Source organism: Herbaspirillum lusitanum P6-12 (assembly GCF_000256565.1).
GTDB classification, from domain to species: Bacteria; Pseudomonadota; Gammaproteobacteria; order Burkholderiales; family Burkholderiaceae_D; genus Herbaspirillum; species Herbaspirillum lusitanum.
Genome location: NZ_AJHH01000403.1, coordinates 1 through 5,511 on the forward strand (window position 1 = coordinate 1; position 5,511 = coordinate 5,511).

The 5,511-nt window shown below is 61.3% G+C and carries 8 protein-coding genes; 3 read left to right on the plus strand and 5 right to left on the minus strand.

Annotation, left to right across the window (positions count from 1 at the left end; genetic code table 11):
- The 5 genes from HLUSI_RS0113145 to HLUSI_RS0113165 form a co-directional block, all read right to left on the minus strand.
- Positions 1–501, minus strand: a 501-nt coding sequence (locus HLUSI_RS0113145; RefSeq protein ID WP_016834418.1) for a methionine ABC transporter permease, incomplete at its 3' end; no start/stop codon positions are given.
- On the minus strand, positions 482–1,045 hold the full coding sequence (locus tag HLUSI_RS28515) for an ATP-binding cassette domain-containing protein (RefSeq protein WP_016834419.1): 564 nt from the start codon (positions 1,043–1,045) through the stop codon (positions 482–484). The genes HLUSI_RS0113145 and HLUSI_RS28515, both read right to left, overlap by 20 nt.
- A 45-nt stretch (positions 1,046–1,090) precedes the next feature.
- The gene (locus tag HLUSI_RS0113155) at positions 1,091–1,849 is read right to left on the minus strand and encodes a MetQ/NlpA family ABC transporter substrate-binding protein (RefSeq protein ID WP_050977710.1); all 759 of its coding nucleotides are present in this window, start codon (positions 1,847–1,849) and stop codon (positions 1,091–1,093) included.
- A gap of 118 nt (positions 1,850–1,967) precedes the next feature.
- Positions 1,968–2,798: a MetQ/NlpA family ABC transporter substrate-binding protein gene (locus HLUSI_RS0113160; protein WP_016834421.1), complete on the minus strand. Its 831-nt coding sequence runs from the start codon at positions 2,796–2,798 to the stop codon at positions 1,968–1,970.
- Positions 2,791–4,008: an acyl-CoA dehydrogenase family protein gene (locus HLUSI_RS0113165; protein ID WP_016834422.1), complete on the minus strand. Its 1,218-nt coding sequence runs from the start codon at positions 4,006–4,008 to the stop codon at positions 2,791–2,793. Before HLUSI_RS0113165 ends, HLUSI_RS0113160 begins: the two co-directional genes overlap by 8 nt.
- A gap of 426 nt (positions 4,009–4,434) precedes the next feature.
- Here HLUSI_RS0113165 and HLUSI_RS0113170 point away from each other — a divergent pair, with 426 nt between their 5' ends.
- The 3 genes from HLUSI_RS0113170 to HLUSI_RS0113180 form a co-directional block, all read left to right on the plus strand.
- Positions 4,435–4,695, plus strand: coding sequence for a hypothetical protein (locus tag HLUSI_RS0113170; RefSeq protein WP_016834423.1), 261 nt, complete (start codon positions 4,435–4,437; stop codon positions 4,693–4,695).
- A gap of 69 nt (positions 4,696–4,764) precedes the next feature.
- The gene (locus tag HLUSI_RS0113175) at positions 4,765–5,046 is read left to right on the plus strand and encodes a DUF4148 domain-containing protein (protein ID WP_016834424.1); all 282 of its coding nucleotides are present in this window, start codon (positions 4,765–4,767) and stop codon (positions 5,044–5,046) included.
- Positions 5,047–5,174: 128 nt separating this feature from the next.
- Positions 5,175–5,511, plus strand: a 337-nt coding sequence (locus HLUSI_RS0113180; protein ID WP_016834425.1) for a pirin family protein, incomplete at its 3' end; no start/stop codon positions are given.

Genomic DNA, 5,511 nt, shown 5'->3' on the forward strand with positions numbered 1-5,511 from the left:
ATATATAAATTTTATGGCGGAGGCGTTGATCATCGCGATCACGCTGACCGTCATGCCGCTGACGATGCCGGGCAAGGCTTCCGGCAATAGCACGTGGCGGATGATGTGGCGGCGCCGGCAGCCCATCGCGCGCGCCGCTTCCACCAGGCCGGGATCGACGTCGTTGAGGCTGACCTGCGCGATGCGCGCATAAAACGGAATCAGATTCACCGTCAGCGGCACCACCGCCGCCCAGGTGCCGAGCGTGGTGCCGACCAGGAAGCGGGTCACCGGCAGCAGCGCCACCAGCATGATGATGAACGGCACCGCGCGGAAGATGTTGACCGTCACCGACAGCCCGCGATGCAGGCGTGGTTTCGGATACAGGCTGCTTTTGGCGGTCACCGTCAGTACGATCGCCAGCAGCAGGCCGAGGCCGATGGCGATCAGCGCCGAGGCGCTTACCATCAGCAAGGTTTCAAAGAAAGCCTGGAAATATTTGTTAAGCGGGGGCAGGGACATAACCGAGAACCTCAATGAAATCAGCGCCGTGTTTTTGTCCAAAGGTCTGTCCAAATACGCCGTTGTTTTTTATCGATTGCCACGACGCCGCCGGCAAGGACACCAGCAAATTTCCCTGAGCATGTCCGCGGATGCGATCAAGGCCGCCGTGGATCAGTGTCGCGTCGGGACCAAGCAAGGCCAGCTGTTGCAGGCTGACGCCCTGCGGTTGCGCCGCGCCGTTGAAGCGCAGGCTCAGCAGCGCATTGCCAGGTTTCCCATCAAGATCATCGACCAGCTGCGCCGCCAGGTCGGCCGGCAAGCCATGCTGCAGTGGGCGCAGCAGCGCGCGCGTGGCGGGCGCCTGCGGATCGCCGAACACGCGCCACACTTCACCCTGTTCGACCGCCCGGCCATGGTCCAGCACCAGCACGCGATCGCAGATTTCGCGTATCACCGCCATGTCGTGCGTGATCAGCACCACCGTCAGATCCAACTTGTTGCTGACGTCGCGCAGCAAGGCCAGGATGGCTTGCGTCGATTCGGGATCGAGCGCCGACGTCATCCGGCGCCGACCCTCCTGCACCGGCGCCGATCAAAGCAGCGATACTCAAAATACCGGCACCACCGAGCCGCCGTATTGCTTCTGGATGAACTGGCGCACTTCTTCCGATTGGTAAGCCTTCACCAGCGGCGCGACCCATGCGGCGTTCTTGTCCTGCTCGCGCACCACGATGATGTTGACGTAGGGATTGTTTTCGCGCTTCTCGACGGCGATGCCGTCACGCGTGGCGATCAGGCCGGCCTGGTAGGCGAACGTGTTGACGATGGCGGCCGTGTCGACGTCTTCCAGCGAGCGCGCCAGCACCACCGAGGCGGCTTCGGTCAGCGTGATCTTCTTCTTGTAGGCCGTAATGTCGTTCAGCGACACCGTGCCGGTGAACGGATCGAAGCCGTCGCGCAGCGTGATCAGGCCGGCGTCACGCAACACCACCAGCGCGCGCGTCTGGTTGCTGGGATCGTTGGGAATGGCGACCTTGGCGCCGTCAGGCAGGTCCCTGATCGATTTGTATTTTTTGGAATAGAACGCGATCGGCGAGATGTAGGTATTGCCGACCACGCTCAGCTTGTAGCCGCGCTGCTTGATCTGGTCGCGCAGGAAGGGAATGTGCTGGAACGAGTTGGCGTCGAGGTCGCCGTTGTTGAGCGCTTCATTCGGACTCGCTGCGCCCGAGATGACGACCGCTTCGACGTTCAGGCCGTTCTTCCTGGCGACCTTGGTGACGACTTCCCAGATCTGTTCGTCGGTGCCGCCGCGCACGCCGACGCGCAGCGGTTTGTCGGCCGCCTGGGCTTGGGTGAGGCCCATGACGGAGATCAGTGCGGCTGCGACGATGGCATGCACGCGGAATCGATAGGACAGGTTCATGCTGGTTCCTCTGATGTTTTTTATGGACAGGGTGGTGATGCGGAGATAGTGACCAGGCTTATTTGGTCTTGAAATAATCCGGCAGGCGGAAGCCGTCATAGAAGCGATCGGCGCGGATCGCGTTCTGGAACGTGTCGGAGCGGTAGGCCTCGACGATGTCGCGCGCATATTGATCGGTCTGCTTCGTCTTCTTGACCGCCAGCACGTTGATGTAGGCCGGCGTCATGTCTTCCAGGATGAAGGCTTCCGACAGCTTGAGCTTGGCGAAGATGGCAAAGTTGCCCTGGATCGCGGCGAAGTCGGCGTCGTCCAGCGCGCGCGGGCCCTGGGCATTTTCCAGCAGCACCAGCTTGAGGCCGACCTTGTTCTCGACCACGTCGAGTTCGGTGACGTCGACCGGATTGGCGTTCTCCCTGATCCTGATCCAGCCCAGGCGCTGCAGTATCCACAGCGCGCGTTGCAGATTGACCGGATCGTTCGGCACGGCGACGGTGAAGCCCTTCTTGAGGCCGTCGAGGCTGCGATGCTTCTTCGAATACAGGCCCATCGGCGGCGTCGGCACCTGCACGATGCCGACCAGGTCGGTCTTGTTGCGTTCGTTGTACGATTTCAGGAACACCGAATGCTGCATCACGTTGGCGTCGATGTCGCCCTTGAAGACGGCGCTGTTGGCTTCCAGCCCGGTGCTGAATTCGTAGTATTTGATCTTGTAGCCTTTCTTTTCCAGCTCGGGCTGCACGCCGACCTTGAATTCGTCGATGTAAGGACCGGGCACGAAACCCACGCGCAGTTCCGGCTTTTGCGGCGCTGCCGATGCTTGTGCGGCGAACAGCGCAATGCTGCTCAACACGAGCGCAGCGAAGAAACGATGGAAGACGCGATTACGCATACGACACCCCGAAGCGTTCGTTGGGCGGATTATCGTTGAGGTGGTAGTCGCCGATGGCGGCTTCGCGCTGCGTCGCCGGATTGTGCGAGGCCAGCGTGCGCGCGTTGCGCCAGTGGCGATCGAGCCGGCGCTTGTCGCTGGTGGCCGAGGCGCCGCCGACTTCGAACAGCAGCGTGGCGGCTTCCAGCACCTGGCCGATGACGACCTGCTGGGCCTGGAAGGTCTGCACGTCGAGGGCGATGTAATCCTCGGGTTTGGCGGTGCCGGCCAGACGCGCCTGGTGCACGGCGTGGATGGCGTTGGCGACGGCGTTGACCAGTTGTTCCGCCGACCAGGCCAGGCTGGCGAGGCGACCGACCACGCGATGCACCAGCGGATTTTCACGCGGGCTGGATACTCCCGGCACGCCGAAAGTGCGCGTGCGCGCCTGCGTGAACGCCACCGCATCGCGTTGTACGGCGCGGGCGATGCCGGCCAGCGTGGCCAGGTGCACGGTCTGGTAGAACGCGGTGATGATGGTGTTGCGACGCGGTTGCGAGACGTGATAGCGATCGAGGATCTGCTGTTGTGTCACGAGGACTTTGTCGAAGCGCGTGGTGCCGCTGCCGGTCAGGCGCTGGCCGAAGCCGTCCCAGTCGTCCACGCGCGTCACGCCCGGCGTGTCGCTGCGGATCAGCACATTGAGGTCGGATTCGTCGTCGTGCGCACGCACCAGGATCCAGTCGGCGTATAGCGTGCCGGTCGAATAATATTTTTCGCCGTTCAGCAGGAAGTGATCGGGACGCTTGTCGGGATCCGGCGTGACGGTAACCGAGTTGCCGGTGGCGCCGGTGCGCTCTGAGGCGGCCGCGCCGAAGGTCTCGCCCTTGCCGATCACGCCGAGCCAGTGACGCGTGTCTTCGTCGTCCTTGCGCTCCAGCAGCAATTCTGTGAAGCCGGCGTTCACGCGCAGGATTTGCGGCAGGTTCGATTCGGCCTCCGCCAGGCGAATCAGAAGACTGAAGAACTGCGGCAGCGTGACGCCGCTGCCGCCGTGTTCGACCGGCACGCGCAGCGATGTGAAGCCGGCATCCTTGAGCCATTGCACGGCTTCATACGGCAGGTCGCGGTCGTTTTCGCGATCGATGCTGCCTTCCGCGATGCGCGCGAAGATGGGTTCAAAACGCGCCAGCAAGGCGTCGAACGACGGTGGATGTGATGCTTGGGTCATGAGTTGCCTCGGTTATCTGCGGTTATCTGCTTTGCGATGATCGGGATGCGCACGGACTTGCGGCGAAGCAAGTCCGCATCTTCAAGCGCCGATTATCTGGCAGCGAAACTCGCTTGATAACGAAGATAAACAGATATCCATATGCCCTCCTGCAGAGGGCCGCATGCTGCTGCCCGGCTTTGGGCGTTCCCCTATCCAGGGCGGAGAGCGGGAATTCAAGGGCGTTGATTGTTCTATGGATGGAACGATGAATCCGAATTTTGCCTCCTAGTGCACTTTCAACGCAAAACCTACACTTCAGTCCAAGCAGTCGCACTTGCAGCATCACACAGCAAACGCCGCTGCGCTTTACCGGAAGGCTTCGAACGCTTCGTTGCCACAAGCACAACGCCAATAACGCACACAATGCAAACAAGGAGCATCACCATGAACACCACTACCGCACGTCTGGACCGCAGCGTCCTGCAACTCACCGCCGCCGTCCTGCTGATCGCCGTCGCAGGCACTTTCGCCGCCGGCAGCGCCCTGGCCGCCAACGAACCGTCCGACACTGCGCAAGCGCAGCCGGTGAGCGTCCGGCAAACCGTCAAGACGCCGTCGAAGTCCTCGATCAAGCGTCAGGAAATCCAGCAAAAGCTGGCACGCCACGAGCCGCTGACTTACATCGAAACACTGTATCTGCGTTAATCGCATATTTCCGCTGCCGGTTTTCATGAGAAACCGCGCAGCAAGCAACCACCTCACCAGGGAACCATCATGAACATCAAGAAAATCGCCGGCGGCCTGCTTTTCCTTTCCATCGTCGGCAGCGCCATGGCTGAAGAAGCCTATCCGCCAGAAACACAAATCGTCTCGCACAAGACCCGTGCCGAAGTGATCGAAGAATTGAAGCAAGCGCGCGCCAACGGCGAGATCATCAACAACGATCTGTATCCGGTCGAAGTGCAGCACAAGTCGACCGCGACACGCCAGGCCGTGATCGAAGAACTGAAGCAGGCCCGTCAGCATGGCGGTGCGGACGTCAATGGCGGCGCCTGATCGTTGAACAATATTGAACAATCGTTGAGCAATTTTCCGACGCCGGCAAGACCGGTCGAACCCCGCCTTCCGGTCTTGTCGGCGCCTCATCGGAAACGCCGGTTCGCAGTTTGGAACCGGCGCCTATCATGAAAAAAATCCTCGGTATTTACAGTAGTTCCAGGCAGCATCGCATCGGCGACGGCTTGCTCGCGCATACGCTGTTTTCAAAGCGCATGCTGGGACGGCACGTCAGTCCTTTCTTGCTGCTCGATCATGTCGGATCGGCGGACAGCACTGCGCCGGATGCCTGTGCGCGCCAGCTGTATCGAGGCTGCAACGTGTTGACCATGGTGCAGCAAGGTCGCCTGGAATATGTCGACGCCGATGGCAGGAAGCAGGTCCTCAATGCCGGCGATGTGCAATGGCGCAGCGTGACCGACGAGCACGACGCGGCAAGTTTCCGTGCCGCGGCCGCCCATTTTG